The sequence below is a fragment of the Sphingomonas sp. S-NIH.Pt3_0716 genome (assembly GCF_003950715.1).
GTDB classification, from domain to species: Bacteria; Pseudomonadota; Alphaproteobacteria; order Sphingomonadales; family Sphingomonadaceae; genus Sphingobium; species Sphingobium yanoikuyae_A.
The window spans coordinates 1-585 of the sequence record NZ_QLJK01000135.1 but is presented as its reverse complement, the minus strand read 5'-3'; the positions used below and the strand labels follow the sequence as shown (position 1 = coordinate 585).

Here is a 585-nt window from a genome sequence, read left to right as displayed (position 1 = left end):
CCTCTGGCTGCTAACGCAGCCTGATTTGGCAGCTGGGCCGGTAGCTCAGGTGGTTAGAGCGCACGCCTGATAAGCGTGAGGTCGGAGGTTCAACTCCTCCCCGGCCCACCAGCATTTGGTGAGGGGCTTTAGCTCAGCTGGGAGAGCGGTTGCTTTGCAAGCATCAGGTCATCGGTTCGATCCCGATAAGCTCCACCATTTGCTGACCACTGCGTAGCGATGTTTCGCGGAGCAGATCAGAATTCTCTAGAGATGAAGAGTAGCGGTTTGCCGGATACGTCCGGTGATATGGCTCGCACAAGCGAGCCTCTTTGACATTGTGAATGGGTTTTTTAATCGATGCCGTGGCGACATGGTTCGGTTTTTGGTGTTTCCGCAAGGAAGCATCCGGAAAGCGGGCGATGTTGTACACACAAGATTATCTGGCTGAGTTTAATAACCACACCGATACAGCTTTCGGCAAATGCTACCCAGTATTGTCGTTGGTGGTGTGGACTCTCAAGCGTGAGGTAAGGGCATCTGGTGAATGCCTTGGCATGTACAGGCGATGAAGGACGTGGCACGCTGCGATAAGCGTGGGGGAGC

1 protein-coding gene and 2 tRNA genes are annotated in these 585 nt (G+C 54.2%); 2 read left to right on the top strand and 1 reads right to left on the bottom strand.

Annotation, left to right across the window (positions count from 1 at the left end):
* Positions 1–34 precede the first annotated feature (34 nt).
* A tRNA-Ile gene (locus BRX37_RS26480) sits at positions 35–111 on the top strand.
* Positions 112–122: 11 nt separating this feature from the next.
* A tRNA-Ala gene (locus tag BRX37_RS26475) sits at positions 123–198 on the top strand.
* Here the strand turns inward: BRX37_RS26475 and BRX37_RS26470 are convergent.
* Entirely contained in the window at positions 164–412 is a 249-nt protein-coding gene (locus tag BRX37_RS26470; RefSeq protein ID WP_125990393.1) for a hypothetical protein, read from the bottom strand. The two genes, BRX37_RS26475 and BRX37_RS26470, sit on opposite strands and share 35 nt — an antisense overlap.
* Positions 413–585: the final 173 nt, after the last annotated feature.